The sequence below is a fragment of the Akkermansia sp. AE01SA01 genome (genome assembly GCF_036417395.1).
GTDB lineage: Bacteria > Verrucomicrobiota > Verrucomicrobiia > Verrucomicrobiales > Akkermansiaceae > Akkermansia.
Genome location: NZ_CP143890.1, coordinates 2,616,417 through 2,633,356, shown reverse-complemented (window position 1 = coordinate 2,633,356; position 16,940 = coordinate 2,616,417). Strand labels below are relative to the sequence as shown.

At 57.5% G+C, this 16,940-nt stretch carries 14 protein-coding genes; 7 read left to right on the top strand and 7 right to left on the bottom strand.

Annotation, left to right across the window (positions count from 1 at the left end; all coding sequences use genetic code 11):
* The first annotated feature begins 95 nt into the window (after positions 1-95).
* The 7 genes from V3C19_RS10700 to V3C19_RS10670 all read left to right on the top strand — a co-directional run bounded on the left by V3C19_RS10700 (position 96) and on the right by V3C19_RS10670 (position 9,749).
* Positions 96-2,309 (top strand): TonB-dependent receptor, encoded by a 2,214-nt coding sequence (locus V3C19_RS10700; RefSeq protein ID WP_330937090.1) that lies wholly within the window; start codon positions 96-98, stop codon positions 2,307-2,309.
* A 15-nt stretch (positions 2,310-2,324) separates the two neighbouring features.
* The gene (locus V3C19_RS10695; RefSeq protein ID WP_295934754.1) at positions 2,325-3,071 is read left to right on the top strand and encodes an ABC transporter ATP-binding protein; all 747 of its coding nucleotides are present in this window, start codon (positions 2,325-2,327) and stop codon (positions 3,069-3,071) included.
* Positions 3,068-5,905, top strand: coding sequence for an FtsX family ABC transporter permease (locus V3C19_RS10690; protein ID WP_295875632.1), 2,838 nt, complete (start codon positions 3,068-3,070; stop codon positions 5,903-5,905). Before V3C19_RS10695 ends, V3C19_RS10690 begins: the two co-directional genes overlap by 4 nt.
* A gap of 469 nt (positions 5,906-6,374) precedes the next feature.
* Positions 6,375-6,875, top strand: coding sequence for a BACON domain-containing protein (locus V3C19_RS10685; RefSeq protein WP_130083187.1), 501 nt, complete (start codon positions 6,375-6,377; stop codon positions 6,873-6,875).
* A gap of 86 nt (positions 6,876-6,961) precedes the next feature.
* Positions 6,962-7,753 (top strand): DUF805 domain-containing protein, encoded by a 792-nt coding sequence (locus V3C19_RS10680; protein ID WP_161981217.1) that lies wholly within the window; start codon positions 6,962-6,964, stop codon positions 7,751-7,753.
* Positions 7,754-8,442: 689 nt separating this feature from the next.
* On the top strand, positions 8,443-9,072 hold the full coding sequence (locus V3C19_RS10675; RefSeq protein ID WP_161981216.1) for a CatA-like O-acetyltransferase: 630 nt from the start codon (positions 8,443-8,445) through the stop codon (positions 9,070-9,072).
* Positions 9,073-9,083: 11 nt separating this feature from the next.
* Positions 9,084-9,749, top strand: a complete 666-nt coding sequence (locus V3C19_RS10670; RefSeq protein ID WP_330937089.1) for a four helix bundle suffix domain-containing protein — start codon at positions 9,084-9,086, stop codon at positions 9,747-9,749.
* 34 nt (positions 9,750-9,783) lie between these two features.
* Here V3C19_RS10670 and V3C19_RS10665 read toward each other — a convergent pair whose 3' ends face one another.
* The 7 genes from V3C19_RS10665 to xseB form a co-directional block, all read right to left on the bottom strand.
* A complete protein-coding gene (locus tag V3C19_RS10665; RefSeq protein ID WP_302389471.1) occupies positions 9,784-10,758 on the bottom strand; it encodes an ABC transporter ATP-binding protein in 975 nt (324 codons plus the stop codon).
* A gap of 18 nt (positions 10,759-10,776) precedes the next feature.
* The gene (gene der, locus V3C19_RS10660; protein WP_130083181.1) at positions 10,777-12,171 is read right to left on the bottom strand and encodes a ribosome biogenesis GTPase Der; all 1,395 of its coding nucleotides are present in this window, start codon (positions 12,169-12,171) and stop codon (positions 10,777-10,779) included.
* Positions 12,172-12,246: 75 nt separating this feature from the next.
* A complete protein-coding gene (locus V3C19_RS10655; RefSeq protein ID WP_130083180.1) occupies positions 12,247-13,344 on the bottom strand; it encodes an LptF/LptG family permease in 1,098 nt (365 codons plus the stop codon).
* A gap of 131 nt (positions 13,345-13,475) precedes the next feature.
* Positions 13,476-14,021 (bottom strand): recombination protein O N-terminal domain-containing protein, encoded by a 546-nt coding sequence (locus V3C19_RS10650; RefSeq protein WP_130083179.1) that lies wholly within the window; start codon positions 14,019-14,021, stop codon positions 13,476-13,478.
* Positions 14,018-14,797, bottom strand: a complete 780-nt coding sequence (locus V3C19_RS10645; protein ID WP_130083178.1) for a tetratricopeptide repeat protein — start codon at positions 14,795-14,797, stop codon at positions 14,018-14,020. Before V3C19_RS10645 ends, V3C19_RS10650 begins: the two co-directional genes overlap by 4 nt.
* Complete coding sequence (dxs, locus tag V3C19_RS10640; RefSeq protein WP_295934742.1) at positions 14,794-16,689, bottom strand: 1-deoxy-D-xylulose-5-phosphate synthase; 1,896 nt, start codon at positions 16,687-16,689, stop codon at positions 14,794-14,796. Before dxs ends, V3C19_RS10645 begins: the two co-directional genes overlap by 4 nt.
* A complete protein-coding gene (gene xseB, locus V3C19_RS10635) occupies positions 16,670-16,939 on the bottom strand; it encodes an exodeoxyribonuclease VII small subunit (protein ID WP_130083176.1) in 270 nt (89 codons plus the stop codon). The genes dxs and xseB overlap by 20 nt, the downstream gene beginning before the upstream one ends.
* Between the last annotated feature and the right edge of the window lies 1 nt (position 16,940).

Sequence of the window (16,940 nt, the reverse complement as noted above, 5' to 3'; positions counted from 1 at the left end):
GATACGCCACGGGTTTGCCGGGATGAAAGACGGCTGTTATTAAATTGTTAACAAACGGGCATGGACGGAACGGCTTTCCGTTTTATACTTGCCGCATGCGTTTACCTGCCATGAATAACCGCCGTTATCGCCGCCACGGGCGCGGTTTGCACCGCGCCGCCGCCATCGGGAGCCTTCTTGTCCTGGGGCCGTCAGCCTATGCCGCCGTGGACAAACCGGCAGCGGAAGAGGACGTTCAGGAAATGCCGGAACGGGTCATGACCATCCGTTCCAAGTCCCTGCGGGCGGAGACGGTGAGCACGGCCACGCTTACGAACATGAAAACGGAAGAGGTCCCGCAGACGGTAAACGTGATTACGCGGGATCTGATGGAGTCCAAGGGGACCGATTCCCTGGTGGAGGCCCTGCGCATGGATTCCTCCGTCAATACGGGCGGGGACATGCTGATGTCCCGAACAGCGGACCAGTACACCATCCGCGGTTTTGCGGGGAGTGACGTACAGATAGGCAACATGCCTCTTCCGCGCGGCATGGGGTACGGCATGGATACGTCCCTGGTCGAGAATATTGAAATCGTCAAGGGCCCCATCGGTTCCATAGCCGGCGGCCAGTCCAGCACGCTGGGACCCTACGGGGCGGGCGGCTCCATCAATCTGGTTTTGAAGACGCCGGAGTTTGTGGACAGGACGGAACTGACGGCTTATGCCCGTTTTTCCCACCACGGCCAGAAGTACCGCATGACCATTGACGATACCCGCTACCGGGGCGACGAAACGGACGGTTTCGCCCTGCGCACGGTGGCCGCCGCCGAATACGACCGCCCGTTCTGGCTGAACGGCGGTGCCAACGGCGGCCAGAAGTATACGGTTTCCCCCATTTTCCGCTGGCAGCACGATTCCCGCACCAAGACAGTGCTGACGACCAGCTTCCAGTATCAGAATTCGCCCACCTATATGGGCATTCCCGTTCTGGCCGGTCATTTTGTGGGTCCTTACGACGCCTGGTACGGTTCACCGAGCGGCCGCCTCAATTCCAAGTCCCTGCTGGCAATGCTGGATTTTGAACGCAAGCTGGAAAAGGTTTGGACGGTCCGCATCGGCGGCGGCCTGGGCTACAGCGACGTTGATTATAATATCTGGGGCGTTTCCTCCTCTCCCGGCCGCGGGGGCGGCATGACCACGCAGGAGTATTACAACCAGATGATTGCGGATGGCAAGGCCAAGTATGAGGCTTCCTGGAGCGACACGCAGAATATCAACTGGAATTTTTATTCCAACGCCCTGGCGGAGTTCAAGACCGGCCAGGTGGCGCATGAGGCGCTCATGGGCGTGTCCTATACGGGACGCAGCGTGTACGGGGACGGCTCGTCCATGAATAATACGAACGATTATTTTTCCCTGTATGATCCGGCTCCCGTGGTTCCCTCCCCCCGGGATTATTCCGGCCTCAATTCGGACGATTCCGTCATCCAGCGCGCGGGATTTCTGTTGCAGGACGTGTTGTCCTACGGAGAATGGCGCTTCCTGGCCGGGGTGCGCGGCGACGCTCATTTCAGCATGGACAATAATTACGCATTTGCCTGGAGTCCCCGCTTCGGCATCACCCGCATGATCGGGGAGCGTGTGGCCCTGTTCGCCAACGCCGCCCGCACTTCCGCACCCAACTTTGGCTACAAGGATGAGAATAACAGGGAGCTGACCAATTCCTGGAGGACGGACCAGATGGAGTTCGGCTTCCGCGTCAGCCCGGTGGACAAGGTTTGGTTTTCCGCCTCCTGGTTTGATATTATCCAGAACAATACTCCCGTGACTTTGCCAGGCTCCCTTGACAGGTATTATGCGGACGGCTCCAAAAGGGCGGAAGGCGTGGAACTTTCCCTGACCGGGGAAATTACCAAGAATTGGAGTTCCTATCTTTCCTATACCTACACGCGCACCAAGAACCGGACCACCGGGGAGGTGTATCCCACCATCGCGCCCAATGCGCTGGCCATCTGGCAGAAGTACCGCATTGACGGCGGCCTGCTGAACGGCACTGTTCTGGGGCTGGGCTACCGTTGCAAGGATTCCTATTACGCCACGTTCCGAGGCGAGAAGATCGCGGATAATTACACGATTCCTTCCTACAGCGTGTTTGATTTCACCGTGGAGATTCCCCTGCCGGAGACCAAATGGCTGAAGGATGCTACGCTGAGGCTGGCCGTGTACAATATTTTCGACAAGAAGTACGTGCAGTCCACCCGCCACGCCGTTCAGTGCACCGTGGGCGATCCCCGCACGTTTGAAGTAGGCCTGAAGACCACATTTTAACCCTCTATTCCCGCCATGAGTTCCCCCGTTATTTCCGTCAGCCGCCTCAAGCGAAGTTTCAAATCCGGCACCGGGGAGGTAACGGTACTGAAAGATATCAGCCTGACTGTTCCCCAGGGAGAGTTCGTAGCCGTCATGGGCGCGAGCGGTTCCGGCAAGAGTACCCTGTTGAATGTCCTGGGAGGGTTGCTTTCTCCGGATGAAGGTTCCGTGGTGGTAGATGGCCGGGATATCGGCTCCATGTCCGATGCCGCCCTGACGGTGTACCGGAGGGACCGCGTAGGGTTCATTTTCCAGATGTTCAACCTGGTGGGCACCCTGAGCGTGGAAGAGAATATCCTGCTGCCTTCCCTGGCGGGAGGACGCAGGGTTTCCGCCGCCGCACTGGACGCCATGATTGAGAAGGTGGGGCTGTCCCACCGCCGTCATGCCATGCCGGATACCCTCAGCGGCGGGGAGCAGCAGCGCGTGGCGATTGCCCGCGCCCTGATTTCCGAACCCGCTCTGGTGCTGGCGGATGAGCCTACGGGTAATCTGGATTCCGAAAACACCCGCCTCATGGGCGATTTGTTCCAGGATTTGCACCGCACGCAGGGCTGCGCTTTCGTGCTGGTGACGCACGCGCCGGATGTGGCTATGTGGGCGGACCGCGTGATCATACTCAAGGACGGCCGCATTGTGGACGACAGGTCCACAGCGGAGTTTCCCGGTCCCGTGGAACTTTCCTCCTTTTATGAACGCACGCTGAACGACGCCTTATGACGCCGCTGCCCAAACTGATCTGGCGGGATTTGCTGACCAACCGGGGGCGCGTGGCCGTCAGCGTGTTTGCCATTCTCGTTTCCGTCAGCCTCATCGTCTGGATGATGGGGAGCTATGATACGCTGGTCAAGGAGTTCGACAACGATGCCGAGGCCTACATGGGCAATTACGACCTTTGCCTGGTGCCGGAAGCGCCCAGGGGACCGTTGCCTCCCGGGGGGCAGCCCCGGTTTGCCGATCCGGAACTGGCCGCGCGCCTGGCGGCCTCTCCGCTGGTGGAGTCCGTCAACGCCGCCTGCCAGGTTCCGCGCCTGCAGATCGGTTGTGCGAATGAACGCGGCAGTTTTGACGAGCAGACGCGCGACCGCATGGGCATTCCGCCCCAAAGTCCCATCCTGGTGGGGAACCTGGCCGCAGAATGTCCTTACGACCTGGAGGAAGGCGTCTGGCCCGACATGGCGGCTTCCACCGCCATGGAGGGGGTGCTGGGAAGCGGAAGCGCCAGGTATTTCCGCGCAGGCATAGGTACTGTCATGAGTGTGCGCGTGGGTGCGCATGTGTACGATGTGAAGGTCGTCGGCATCGTGAAGCAGGCAAAGGCAACGCCCGGCGTCATCATGGGGCCGGGCGGCATGGGGGGCGGTCCCGCTTTTTCCTCCCTGTTCGTTCCGGCAAGCGTGTGTGAGAAGATCACGGGGCGGCCTTTTGTTCCCAATCTGATTTATGTGCGCCTGAAGGAGGGGGTGGACAAGAAGGAGTTTGTGGAGAGTTTCCGGGAGAAGCTGTCCAGGGCTTCCGCTGCCGTGGCGGATACGGATTCCATCATCCAGCGGCTTTCCAGTGACCGTTCCGTGCGTCAGCAGAAGGATAGTGCGGAAATGTCCGTCTGGCTTGTCCTTTTTTCCTGCGTTTTTATTATTTTCACCACCTTGAGTATCGGCGTCAGCGAACGCACGCGCAGGCTGGCCCTGTTGCGCGCCCTCGGCATGAGCCGCATGCAGATTGCCCTGCTGATTGTGGGGGAAGGCCTGTTCCTGTGCATTCCGGCCCTGCTGGGCGGCCTGGCCGCCGGGTTCTGCCTGGTGTACCTGCTGGAGGAAGGTTCCTCCACGCTGCCTTCCCTGACCTGGACGACGGCACTGGTCGCGGCCGCGTGCGCCGTAGGCGGGGCTTTGCTGGCCTCCGTGATTCCCGCCTGGCGCGCTTCCCGCCAGTCTCCGCTGGAGGCGGCCGTTCCTTCCGCCGGATTCATGGGGAAGGTGAGCCGTGTTCCCGCGTGGTCCGTCCTAGCGGGCCTTGCGTGCGTGGCGCTCCAGCCCGCCGCCCTGCTTCTTCCGGGACTGGAGGTGGAGACACGTAAATGGATGTTCGTCTGGCTGGGGTATCCCGGCCTGGTTGTCGGCGCCCTGTTTCTTGCCCCCGCTTTCGTCCGCGCGACGGAATGGGCCGGGGCGTGGCTGACGGGGCTTCTTCTGCGCGTGCCCCATGCGTTCCTGCGGGTCCAGCTCAGCCGCAATCTCAGCCGTTCCGTGGGAACGGCGGTGTCCATGTCCGTGGGGCTTTCCCTGTTTGTGGCCGTGCAGACCTGGGGATATTCCATGCTGGTTCCTTTTTCTCCGGATTCTTCCACGCCCGGAACGCTGGTTTCCTTCCTGCACACGGAGTTCCGGCCGGGAGACGTACCTGAGTTGATGGCGCGGCCCAGCCTGAAGAATGCCCGGATGTATCCCATTTACGTGGATGAACCGGATATTTCCCCGGAACAGATGAAGAGCCCCGGCTTTTCCGGCATGCGCAACCGTTCCGTGGTGCTGGCGGGAATTCCCGTGGAGAAGATGGCGGAGGGGAAAGATCCCCTGTTCCAGCCCGTGTTTGTCTCCGGCAATCCGGAAGAGGCCTATGCCATGCTGAAGTCCACCCGTTCCCTGCTGATTCCGGATACGTTCGCACGGACGGTAGGCTTGAAGGCGGGGGATGATTTGATGCTGGTGAATCCTTCATCCCGGGGGAACCACCCGGGGAATGCGTCTGAGGGCGGTTTGCGCGGGGCGCGGGTTGGCGCTTTTTCCGCCCCTATGAAGGGGGAACCCTGGAAGGTGGCCGGCATTGTCTCCTTCCCCGGCTGGCACTGGCTGACCAAGACCAGCGGCATGCGCGTGCGCCGCGGCGGTTTTGTGGCCGCCCTGGCTATTGCGGATGAACGCTGGCTCAAGGAGGATTACGGCCACCAGGGGTTCCAGTTTATCTGGGGGGATACGGCTCCCGGCGTGACTAATGTGGCGCTTCAGGATGATTTGGGCGAGTTCGCCCTGATGAAGGCCCGCGAGCGGGCGGGAGGGGAGGAAGGCGTGAAGCCGCTGGTGAAGGCTCTGACCCGGGAGAGCCTGGGCGGCAGCGTCACCAGCCGCGGGGACAGCGTGATTTTTACCATGAGTCAGCTTCCGATCATCATGATGGTGATTGCCGTGCTGGCGGTTTTGAATACCGTGCTGGCCTCTGTTCAATCCCGCCGGAGGGAATTCGGACTGATGAGGGCAGTCGGCGTGCCGGGAGGGATGGTGATGCGCATGCTTTGGGCGGAGACGCTGATGATTTCCCTGTGTGCCATCATCATGAGTCTGGTGCTGGGCGTTTTGGCGGCCTGGTGTTCCATCCAGATTCTGGAGTACGGTTATCACTTCGGCATTGTTACGCCTCCCATCACGATGCCCTGGGCGCATCTGGGGTATGCCGTGCTTCTGGTGCTGACCCTTTCCACATTGGCCTGCCTAGCGCCTGCCTGGCGCATGAAGAGGGCTTCCGTGACGGATTTGCTTTCAGCGGGCGAACGGTAGTTTTTTCAACGGGTGGGCCAGAGGACTGGCCGCTTTTAAAGCGGCAGGGGAAGTGTCTTGCTTTGAGGCAAAAGTAACTGGACCATATTTTTAATATGGTTCTTCCAACAGATTTTACCCCTTTCCGGAACAGGGGATGTCTTGGGTGCCGTCTGTGGCTGGCGATTGCCGTTCTGGCGACCATGTACTGCTGGCTGGCATTTACGGGGACCGTCGCTTCCGCTGCGCCGGGGGATGATTGGATCAATTCTACAGCGGTGGGAGAGACGTTTGACAGCTTTCCCGCGACGGCTATATCCAGCCTGGATGGACATTATGGTTTCTTTGCTGCTCCTGCCGGAGATGCGGAGATCGTGGACATGAGCAGCCGCGGGTTTGGCCGCAGTTTGAAGATTAACGGAGCAAGTGGAAGTGTGTCTGCCCGCAGCATAACGCTGCATTTTTCTTTTCCCCTGGAAGAGGAGTCTCCCTGTGCGTTCCGTGCGATGCTGGGTGGACGGCTACAAAGAATGCCGATTGGCTGGTCATTGAGTCCGTGGAGGGAACGGATGGGAATGGAACCATTTCCATTTCAGCGCAGGCCAACGGCGGAGTTTCCACGCGTACCGCGGCCTTGACCGTTTCTTCCTTCTTGGCATCCAGAGATGTTCTTGTGGAACAGAGAGGCGGGAAGTTGACGTGGAATGAGTGGAAGAAGGACAAGATCATCGGCAGGGACCCCTCCAATTCCCAGACCGGACCCGGACAGTCTGCCGCAGGTGACGGAGTGCCCAACCTGTTGAAGTATGTTACGGGAATGGATCCCCTGAAGCCGGCCGGCAGTCCGGTCAGTATTTCTGAGAAGGATAACCGCCTTCTGATGACGTGGCCGGTCAATGAGGAGGCCGTCGGGATTTCCCTGAAAGTGGAAGCTTCCTCCAATCTGAAAGATTGGACAGAGTCTTATGAAGTCACTGTTCCCGGAGAATAGAGGCGTCCGGGCCGGACGCAGATGTTGGAAGAAAAGTTATTGATAGTTGTTTTCCAGATAAGTATGGTATTTTCATGCCTGTGGAAATGAAATATTATTACCATACTTCCGACGGCGAATTGCACGGTCCTGCAGAGTTGGATTTTCTGGTCCGTGAAGTGAAGTGGGGTGGCCTGCCGGATTCTCTAATGGTCCGCTCTGAAAACAGTGGCGAGTGGATTTCTCTCGCGGAGGTCGTTCAAGGGAATACTTCCGTCGGCTGGCCCTTGGATGTCATGTCCGTAACGCCGGAAGAGCTTGCCCGGATGTCGCGCTGGAAACGGTTGTGGTATTATTACCGTCGGTCCTGGAAAATGGCATTCGTGCTTGAAGGCCGGGCTTCGCAGCAGGAATGCATGCATGTTTTCCTGTCCATGACGCTGGCGGATTGTCTGGCATTCGTGGCCGCGCCGCTATTGAGCGGATTGATGCTGGCGTTCCTGTTTCCGGGGAAGGTGAGCGAGTCCGTTGTCTTTTTCACCGGAGGGACCATTGGTGTTTTGTTATGTCTGCTGGTCGTCATTCAATCTTTTTCCCTCTGCTGGAGAAGATTGCATGATTTATCGCTGCCCGGGTACTGGGTCTTTGCGCTGCCCGTCGTGTCTTATGCAGGTAATTGGCTGATAACGTGGCTGCTGGAACATGCGGGGATATTGATCCCCAGGACCGGAATGATGCATTATCCGGGCATTTCCCCAGCACTTGCATTTGTGGCTGTCGTTTCAGTCGTGGTCTCCTTAGTCATCATCGTTTTGTCCCTGACCTGGATTGTTGCGCTGCTGGGAATGTTCCGCGGTATGGAGGGGGAAAACAGGTACGGCCCGCGTCCGGAGATGTGAGGCACGGTTGGTTCCATCCTGAAAGGAGGAGGGAATGAATGAAACGGTACTATTACCGTACTTCCGACGGCGAGTCGCACGGCCCTTCAGTTCTGGATTTTCCGGTCCGGGAAGTCCGCTATGGGCCGCTGTCTCCGGAGTTGATGGGTTAGAGAGGGCGGAGTGTCGGGAAAGCATTGTGGGTGCATTGGACAATTCAAGTGATTTAAAGCCTTTTGAAAGGCCGGATGTTGGTAGAACGAGCCGTCGGGAAAGTGGAGAAAGCTGTTATATTGCTGGTTCCGTTCCTGACGCTTGACGATATTTTGTTCACATGTTCCTCCCATAAGGAGACTGCCTGAGCGTATCGGTTTTCCACAGGAGTTTTGCCCCGGCTTGGTGGTTTTCTTTCTTATAATTCCCAGGTGGTTTGAGACGCTGCCGTTTGTGGGCTGCCGATTATTTTATGGTTTTATTTTTCCCTGGGATGCAGGCGTTTTCACGATGCCGGGGTGAGCGGCGCGTTGCCGGCGGCGGCATGGTTAGGGGTGATTTTTCCGGTGTGTTGCCATTGGACAGCCTGATGGGGGAGTCGTTTTTGAGCTCGTAGGCATGGTTGATGTTCTGGACATTGTCCGTGCTTTTCACCATATTGCTGACGGAGAAGAGAGGCAAAAATCAGCATGGGCCTTTTCCTTCACAAAGACGGTATGAAAAAGAAGATTGACGTAGATTCATGGCCTAGAAAGTCACATTACGAGTATTTCCAGACTTTTGACTGCCCGATGTTTTCCATTACGTTTCCCGTCAGGGTGGATGCGCTGTACCGTTATGCTAGGGAGAATGGGCTGTCCTTTTTCGCCGTGTGCATGTTTGTGCTGCTGAAGGCACTGAATGAGGTGCCCCAGTTTCGGCAGAGGGTGGAGGATGGGGACGTGTGGGAGTATGAGTCCGTGGATGCCCTGGTTCCGGTTCTGGCCGCCGACGGGGAGTTTTCCCAGATTGTTGTGGAGTACCGGGACAGTCTGTCCGTTTTTCTGGAACATGCCCTTCCGTTGATTCAGGCGGCCAAGGGTGAACCCGCCCGTGCGAATCCCTGCCACCGGACGGATATTGCCGTGTTCAGTTGTCTTCCATGGATGCCGTTTACGCAGGTAGCCAGCGCCTACAGGTCTTTCCGGGGGCAGTACCTGCCTCTGATTCACTGGGGAAAGATGGAACCCGATGCTTCCGGCAGATTGATGATGTCCGTGGCCGTTCAGGCCAATCATGTATTGGTGGACGGTGTGCATGTTGGGAATTTTTATAAAAATATTGAGTATTTGTGTTCTCGATTTTAAGATAGGGGCCTATGGCCTCTCTGCTGCGTCCGTCCGGTGATTACCGCTCTCTTCTTTCCTACCAGAAAGCGGAACAGATTTATGATTTGACGTATTATTTTTGCAAAACATATTTGTCGTGCCGCGACAGGACAGTAGATCAGATGGTTCAAGCCGCCCGCTCAGGGAAGCAGAATATTGCAGAAGGCAAGGAGGCGGGGCTGACATCTCTGGAGATGGAGATCAAGTTGATAAATGTCGCCAGAGCCAGTCTGGATGAATTGCTGGTGGATTATGAAGATTTTTTGAGGGTAAGAAAGTTGCTCTTATGGGAGAAGGATTCCCGGGAAGCGCAGTTTGTCAGGAAAAAAGGGGCGGACAAGACCGCGGGACGGGATTATTTTCTGAATCTGGCCCGGACGCGGCCACCGGAAGTGATAGCCAATATGGCGATTTGCCTGATTTTTCAGGCCAAGTTTTTGTTAATGAGGCAGCTTGAGTTTTTGGAAGGGAAGTTTCTCAGAGAAGGAGGGATGAGGGAAAGGATGAGCCGGATGAGAAGGGCGGTGAGGGATAGGGGTGATAGGGGTGATAGGGGTGATAGGGGTGATAGGGGTGATAGGGGTGATAGGGGTGATAGGGGTGATAGGGGTGATAGGGGTGATAGGGGTAGGATGGGAATTCCCCATAATCTCTAAAATTCTCTATAAACTCTTCAATTGTTCCAGAATTTTAATTTCCGGCCAGGCAGCCCGGGCAGTTTTGTACCCAGTGGCCGGGGGATATTTCCGCCAGTTCCGGTTCCCGGTCTTTCAGGCATAGTTCCGGTTTGCCCAAGGTGTTTCTGGGGCGGAAGGTGCATCCGGAGGGGGGGTGCGTCATGTTGGGAGGCAGGCCGGGAATGGTGTAAAGGGGGGCCCCCTTGGCGTGTTGGCCGGGGATGGATTTCATCAGAGCTTTTGTATAGGCGTGCCGGGGATGTTCCAGGAGTTCCCCGGAGGAGGCGCTTTCCACGATGCTGCCCGCGTACATGACGTTGATGCGGTCCGCATACTGGCGCACCACTCCCAGGTCGTGCGTGATGAGGATGACGGCGGTTCCCATGTCCTGCTGTAGTTTTTTGATCAGGTCCAGCACCTGTTTCTGAACGGTGACGTCCAGTGCGGTGGTTGGTTCGTCCGCGATGAGGATTTCCGGCTTGGTGATCAGGGCCATGGCGATCATGACGCGCTGCCGCATACCTCCGGAGAATTGGTGCGGGTAGGCGTTCATGCGCTGCTCCGGGTCCGGTATGCCGACAAGGGAGAGCTGTTCCAGGGCTCTGGCCAACGCTTCCTTTTTGTTTATTCCTTCATGGATGACGAGCGGTTCCGCAATTTGTTCCCCGACGGTCAGATACGGATTGAGGGAGGTCATGGGGTCTTGGAAGATCATGGAGATGCGCCTGCCCCGGATGAAGCGAAGTTCTTTTTCCGAACATTGGAGCAGGTCCGTTCCGTCCAGCATGGCGGAACCGCTTTCAATGCGGCCCGGAGGCATGGGAATAAGCCCCATCATGGAGTAGCAGGTGACAGATTTTCCGGAACCGGATTCCCCCACGATGCCGAGCGTTTCCCCTGGCGCTACATCAAAGGATACGTTTCTTACCGCCCTGACGATGCCCGCCCTGGTGTGAAAGGAGGCGCTGAGGTTCCTGACGGAAAGCATGCCGGAGAGGGGGAAAGGTTAGTCGTTACGCACGCGTGAACGGGCGGAGAAGATGACCGGAATGCCGGGGGCCGGGTAGTTTTCCCGGATTTTGTTGCGCAAGTATTGGGAATAGCTGTCCGTAAGCAGGTTTTTGTCATTGACGAAGAGGACGTAGCGCGGTACCGGAATGGTGCTGTATTTGGGGTCCACGGCCGTGGTGACATAGTAGATTTTAAGCCGCTTGGCAGAGCCACTGGAGGTACCGGGCGGGTTCATCTGCTGGGCAAGCTGGATGAGGCGGTTGAGCTGTCCCGTGGTGGGTAGCGCGGTGGATTCCCGACGGATGCGCGTGATGACCTTGAAGATGATTTCAATACCTTCCGATTTTTTCGCGGAGGTGGTGATGAACGGCGCGTAGTTGATGAAGAAGAGCTCCCTGCGCACTTGTTCCTCCACTTCCACCATGCGATCCTTGCGCGGGGCGTTCGGGTGGAAGAGGTCGAATTTGTTGACGATGATGATGCAGGGTTTTCCTTCTTCCGCGATGATGCCGGCGATGCGGCGGTCCTGCTGCGTGATGCCCGCCGCGATGTCAATGACCAGCAGGCAGATGTCCGCCCGGCGGATGGCTTTTTCACTGCGCATGGCGGAGAAGACTTCCACGGAGGTGTCCCGCCGGGAACGCGGGCGCATTCCGGCCGTGTCAATCAGAACGTAGGGCTGCCCGTCATGCAGGTAGGGGATGTCAATGGCGTCGCGGGTGGTTCCCGCTACGTCTGAGACGATGGTGCGCCTGTCCTGGAGGATGGCGTTGACCAGTGAGGATTTGCCCGCATTGGGGCGGCCTACGACAGCTACCTTGATGGGGGGGGCCGTTTCCGTGTCTTCTGCCAGAGTTTCCTCCATTGCTTCTTTCAGGGGGGCCCCTGCCTGCTTGAGAAAGGAGTCCAGTTTGGAGGCCAGTTCCGAGAAGCCACGGCCATGAGCGGCGGAGAGGAAGATGTAGTCGTTAAATCCGAGTCCGGAGAATTCCCCCAGGTTGAGGTCCTGTTTTTCGTGGTCGGCCTTGTTGAGCAACAGCATGACCGGAACTTCCGATTTGCGGAGATGGTCCGCGATGCTTTGGTCAATGGGGGTGAGGTGGTCCCGGCTGTCCAGCACGAAGAGGATCAGGTCCGCCGTTTTCATGGCTATGTCCGCCTCAGCGGCTACCTGTTCCGCAAAGCCGTCGCCCAGCCGGGCCCCGATGCCGCCCGTGTCCATAAGCTTGCAGGCATGGTCCGTGATTTTGCAGGGTGCGCTGATGCGGTCGCGGGTGACGCCGGGTTCATCATGCACGATGGCGATGCGCCTGCCCGCCATTCTGTTGAATATGGCGGATTTCCCGACATTGGGCCTGCCTACGATTGCAATGGTGGGGACGTGCTGCATGCACGCCATGATACGGAAACGTTCCGGGCAGTTAAAGACAATTCCGCGCCAACGGAAGACGGCTCCTCAGGAACCTTACCCCTTGTGCCTGGCCTTATTGTGAAGGTAGAGGGCAACAGCTATCGTGATGACGTTGGGAAGCCACAGCAGGATATAGGGCAGCACGGTTCCGCTTTTGCGGGACAGGTCCGCGAAGATGAGCGCCACAAAGTAGAGGGAGGCGATCAGGATACCCATGGCAAATCCCGTGGAAGTGTCTTTCCGCCGGGTGTTGATGGCCAGGGGCACTCCGATGAGGGCAAAGACGATGCAGGCTAGGGAGAAGGAGGCGCGCCTGGGCAGTTCCGTGGCGAATTCCCGCGTTTGATTTTCATTCAGGTATCCAGGGGTGTTCAGGGCCTCCCTGATTTCCTCGTTGGTGAATCGGTTGGCCTTGATGCGGCGGCCGGAATGCCTGTCCGTGCTGATGCTCCTGGGCATTTCATCCACGACCACGCTTCTGGAAATTCCGTTTTTTTCCTGCGTGGTGACGAGCGTATTGAACAGATGAAGTTCAAATATCTTTTTTTCCGGGGAAAAGTGGTAGGTAACGCGTTCCGCGTGCAGAGCTACAGCCGGGGATTTGTCCGAGGCTTTTTGGTAGATATGCATGCCATAGATGAGCTTTTCCTCCGGTATATGCTTGTCAATGTAGATTTCCTGGTCGTCGAATTTGGTGATAGCCTGTCCTTCACGGAGCAGCCCCTCCGGGTTGATGGAGGCCGCCTTGATCAGCAGTTCGGAGATAGCCTGCTTGGCGCGGGGCGCCAGGTCTATGTTGATCCAGTAGCAGAGGCCGGAAAGGGCAATGCCGATGGCGATGGCGGGCGCGCTCAAACGCCACAGGCTCATGCCCGCCATGCGCATGGAGGTGAGCTCGTTGTCAGAGGCCAGCCTCCCGTACACCAGGAGTACCGCAGTGAGGAACCCCCACGGGATGGAGAACATCAGGGAGAAAGGAATTACCTGGAAGATGAATTCCATGACAATGCTGAAGGGGGCTCCGCTTTCCACCAGAAGCGGTCGCAGTTCCTTGAACAGGTTTCCCAGCAGAAGCAGGGCGCTCAGGGACATTACCCCCAGGACTGTCACCCCCAGTAATTGTCGGGCAATGTATCTGTCAAAGATTTTCATGCAGTAAAACCGTGCGCTTTATTCTGCCCGAAGCCTGGAGACAAGTCAATCACGCGAACAGCACAATCCATATGCGCGTGGGAGCGGACGTATATCCGGACGGCATGGGGTGCGCCCGGAAAGAGGTTGTCTCATTTCATTTGATCGCTCTGCCGTTCAAGTTCCTTGAGCAGTCTTTCCCGTTGCGGAGGGAGTTTGCCGAAGTGGGATTTCAGAATGACATGTGCGGGAATTCCGGGGTGGGAAATGCCGTGCAGCCGCGCGAGTTCCTGTTCAAAGTGGAGGACGGCCCGTACGGAAGGCATGTTTTTTTCCAAATAGGTGTATGCCCTTTGTAAAAGGTCGTAGAATTCCGGAATGGGCGTGTCCGGTTCCAGCATCTGGAGGAGCAGGCGCGCGAAGTAACCTGCCGCGGAGAGGCGGCAGTAGTCCGTGCGGAGGGAAAGGCGCGGGGAAATGAGGTCCACGGTGGTCAGCGTATGCAGGTCGCCCTTTTTCGCCGGCGTCCACTGCATACGGCACTGGTAAAAGATATCCAGCCGTCCGGCAAAAGGGCTGGATTGTTTTCTTGCTCCCTTGGCCGCCGTTCTGATGATGCCTTCCCCGGAACACCAGACGACGATCAGGCCGTTTTCCCCCAGTGGGTAGAGCTTGAGTACGGTGGCGTCCGCATTCATGAACGGGATTTTTCCAGCCCTGTTTTTTCAGGCTGGTTCGGGACGGTTTGCCCGTAGGGAGAGGGCAGGATGCCGGCCTCCGTCATGGCGTCCGTAAAGGCTTGGAGGGCACTGGTTCCCTGGTAGATGCGGAAGGCGGAGAGTACCTGTTCCTGGGCTGCATTCTGGTCGCCTCCCAGATATTTCATGACTGCCTGGATGCAGTAGTAGTAAGGGGTGTCGTCCATGGGACCGTAGAGGTTTTCCAGCTCTTTGGCAAGGGGCTGGTTATCAAGTTTACGGGCACAGATGTAGCGCTTGAATTGAAGGAGTGGGATAATGCCGTTTTTGTCCGTGTCTTTGAAATGAGGCAGGAGTTCCGTGAAGGCTTTCAGAGCCTTGGCATAGTCGTGGCTTACGTAGAGGGCTTCCGCCAGGTTGAATTGGACAGTGAGGTTTTCCGGGTCCAGTTTCAGCGCCTTTTCAAAGTTTTCCAACGCTTTTTCAATGTTGCGGATTTCAATGTAGCAGGCGCCGCGGAGGTTGTACAATCCGGGGTTACCGTCAAAGATTTTTTCCAGTTCCAGGAGGGAGAAGAGGCTTTCCAAGGTTCTTTTTTGTGCAAAGAATCGTTCGGCCTCCTGGAATTTTCCGATGTATTGTTTTCTGGTTTCTTCCGGCAGGGTGTTGAATTTCTGAACCCAGGCGGGTGTTTGTGCAGCGGCTTCCGGCGGTTGGGAGGAAGCGTGGGGTATGGCAAATGTGAGGGCTGTGATGAGAAGGATGAAGGTTTTCATTGAGGATTGGGAGTCAAATGAGGAATAATTTTTTGTATCGCGGCTTCAGCCGTGAGTCCATATTTTTTTCTGAGAATGGATTCCGAGCCGTGTTCGATGAATTGGTCCGGCCATGCGATGGCTTCCACGGGAATGGTGATTTCTCCGGCTTCCAGGGATTCCAGGACAGCAGAGTTGAATCCGCCGCGGATGGAGTGGTCTTCAAAGGTGCAGACCACTTTGCTGCGGGAGGCGTGGAGGCGGATGCATTCGTCGTCAAGCGGCTTGATGAAACGGGCGTTGACCAGAGTGACGCTGTAGCCTCGTTCTTCCAGGAGCGTGGCCGTGTCACGGGCGATTCCGATCATGGTGCCCAGGGAAACGAGGAGGACGTCGTTTCCTGTTTGAAGCACTTCCGCCTTGCCGATGGGCAGGATTTCCGCTGTGGCGGGAAGGGGTACGCCGGAGCCGCATCCCCTGGGATAGCGGATGACGGTGGGGCCGTTTTGGTAGTGGTTCATGGTGCGGAGCATGTGGACGAATTCCGCTTCATCCTTGGGCTGCATGAAGACGACGTCCGGAATGCTGCGGATCATGGCGATGTCAAACAGGCCGTGGTGGGTGGGTCCGTCGTCGGGGGAGAGTCCGGCCCTGTCCATGCAGAAGCGCACGGGGAGTTTTTGAAGGGCCGCATCATGCTGGATCATGTCCACACAGCGTTGCATGAAGGTGGAGTAGATGGCTACGTAGGGTTTCATGCCTTCCGCCGCCAGGCCGCAAGCGAACAGGGCACCGTGTTCTTCCGCTATGCCTACGTCAAAGTAGCGCCTGGGGAAGGCTTCCTTGAACAGGTCCAGCTTGGTCCCGCTGGCCATGGCCGCCGTGATGGCCGTGATGGATTCATCCTGTTTCGCCATGTCCACCAGCGTGGAGCCGAAGATTTGGGAGAAGGTGGGGGTTGGGGTGCCCTGCGTTTCCCCGTCGTGCACGCAGTAGGAGCCCAGTCCGTGGAATTTCGTGGGATTGTCCAGAGCGGGCTGGTAGCCCAGTCCTTTCTGGGTGACTATGTGCAGGATGACGGGCTCGTTCAGGTCCTTGATGTAGTTCAGCGTGCGGATCAGCGTGGGGATGTCGTGCCCATTCAGGGGGCCGAAGTAGCGCAGACCGAATTTGTTGAACAGCAGGGAGGGGAAGATGAGGTTTTTGGTGGTACCTTCCAGCTTGAATGCGAATTCCTTGGCCTGGGTTCCACCGAGTTTTTCAATGAAGGAGGCGGTCTTGTCCCTCAGCCAGGAGAAAGTTTCCGAGGTCTGCAGGGAGTTGAAGTATTTGGCCAGGGCCCCCACGTTTTTGTCGATGGCCCATTCGTTGTCATTCAGAATGGTGATGTAACGCCTTGTGGTCTGGCTGATGTTGTTGAGAGCCTCCAGTGTAGTGCCGCAGGTGAAGGCTGCGTCTCCGGCGACGGCGACCACGTGGTAGTCCTCCCCCTTGAGGTCGCGAGCCGCGCACATGCCCAGCGCCGCGGAGAGGGCCGTGCCCGCGTGGCCCGCCCCATAGGAATCATGAGGGGATTCCGACATTTTCGCGAATCCGGACAGGCCCTGGTACTGGCGGATGGTATGAATTTGCTCTGCGCGGCCTGTGAGCATTTTATGGACATAGGCCTGGTGGGAAACGTCAAAGATGATTTTGTCCCGAGGCGTTTCAAAGACGCGGTGGAGGGCGATGCTTAGTTCCACTACTCCCAGGTTGGGGCCCAGATGGCCGCCGGTGACGGCAAGGGACTGGATCAGGGTGGAGCGGATTTCTTCAGCCAGCCGGGGGAGCTCCGCCTCCGGGATCTGCATCAGGTCCGCATGGTTATGTATGCTGCCCAGCAGTTCCGGCAATTCAGGTGAGGGAGAATTCATTGGCGTTTGGAGCGTCTGGTTCCGCACCGTCCTGTTCTTCCTGGGCGGTTTCCGGGTTGCTGAGTGTCTGGATGCGAAGTTCCGCATTGTGAAGAATGCTGCGGCAGTGGCGTATGAGCTTGTTGCCTTCTTCCACGAGGGCGATCATGTCTTCCAGCTCTGTGACGGGGGCTTCCGTCAGCCTGATGATTTCTTCCAGGCGGGCTATGGATTCTTCAAATCCGGGAGAGTTTTTCCGTTGTTTAGCCATA

What these genes read in the sequence shown, in the direction of transcription:
- V3C19_RS10700 (WP_330937090.1), top strand. Translation starts at nt 96, where the DNA reads ATGCGTTTACCTGCCATGAATAACCGCCGTTATCGCCGCCACGGGCGC.
- V3C19_RS10695 (WP_295934754.1), top strand. Translation starts at nt 2,325, where the DNA reads ATGAGTTCCCCCGTTATTTCCGTCAGCCGCCTCAAGCGAAGTTTCAAA.
- V3C19_RS10690 (WP_295875632.1), top strand. Translation starts at nt 3,068, where the DNA reads ATGACGCCGCTGCCCAAACTGATCTGGCGGGATTTGCTGACCAACCGG.
- V3C19_RS10680 (WP_161981217.1), top strand. Translation starts at nt 6,962, where the DNA reads ATGAAATATTATTACCATACTTCCGACGGCGAATTGCACGGTCCTGCA.
- V3C19_RS10675 (WP_161981216.1), top strand. Translation starts at nt 8,443, where the DNA reads ATGAAAAAGAAGATTGACGTAGATTCATGGCCTAGAAAGTCACATTAC.
- V3C19_RS10670 (WP_330937089.1), top strand. Translation starts at nt 9,084, where the DNA reads ATGGCCTCTCTGCTGCGTCCGTCCGGTGATTACCGCTCTCTTCTTTCC.
- V3C19_RS10665 (WP_302389471.1), bottom strand. Translation starts at nt 10,758, where the DNA reads ATGCTTTCCGTCAGGAACCTCAGCGCCTCCTTTCACACCAGGGCGGGC.
- der (WP_130083181.1), bottom strand. Translation starts at nt 12,171, where the DNA reads ATGCAGCACGTCCCCACCATTGCAATCGTAGGCAGGCCCAATGTCGGG.
- V3C19_RS10655 (WP_130083180.1), bottom strand. Translation starts at nt 13,344, where the DNA reads ATGAAAATCTTTGACAGATACATTGCCCGACAATTACTGGGGGTGACA.
- V3C19_RS10650 (WP_130083179.1), bottom strand. Translation starts at nt 14,021, where the DNA reads ATGAATGCGGACGCCACCGTACTCAAGCTCTACCCACTGGGGGAAAAC.
- V3C19_RS10645 (WP_130083178.1), bottom strand. Translation starts at nt 14,797, where the DNA reads ATGAAAACCTTCATCCTTCTCATCACAGCCCTCACATTTGCCATACCC.
- dxs (WP_295934742.1), bottom strand. Translation starts at nt 16,689, where the DNA reads ATGAATTCTCCCTCACCTGAATTGCCGGAACTGCTGGGCAGCATACAT.
- xseB (WP_130083176.1), bottom strand. Translation starts at nt 16,939, where the DNA reads ATGGCTAAACAACGGAAAAACTCTCCCGGATTTGAAGAATCCATAGCC.